The sequence below is a fragment of the Flavobacterium sp. FG139 genome (genome assembly GCF_057809695.1).
Window position 1 is genome coordinate 1 of sequence record NZ_JBMDKL010000054.1, and the last position, 497, is coordinate 497.

1 protein-coding gene is annotated in these 497 nt (G+C 40.4%); it reads right to left on the reverse strand.

Annotation, left to right across the window (positions count from 1 at the left end):
* Positions 1-497 (reverse strand): hypothetical protein (locus ACODSI_RS15070; protein WP_488917674.1); only part of this gene is annotated, 497 nt, incomplete at both ends.

The following is a 497-nucleotide window of genomic DNA, read 5'->3' on the forward strand; positions in this document are numbered from 1 at the left end:
ACATTGTTCTCCACACGTATCCATACCGTTTGGGTGTGCGCTTGGTAGTTAGGTAAATCCGTAAAGGCATTTACGGCATTAGTTGCATCCGCTTGGGTGTTGTAGAAAGTAACAGTATAATCGCTTGGCAATTGCGTTCCTAAGATACCTGGTATCAACACATCTAGTGGATATAAATAATAGCCATCGTTGTCGTTTGGTTCATCATCACAAGTGGCATAATTAGCCGGAGGCGTTAGTGTAGGTTTTGGATTAACCATAATAGTAAACTGACTCACCGGACTCTTACATCCTGTTGTGGTATTGGTCGCCACTACATAAATCACTTGAGTGTTTCCTGTAGTGTTGGTATTGGTAAACGTATTCGGATTATTTATCGGCTGTGTTAGAGTCGAGTTCAAATAAAACGCCAACGTATAATTACTAAGTGGCAGTGGATTAGTCGATAACAAATTAGCCGCTTGTGAGTTTAAATTAAACAAGGTAAAGCCATCTGT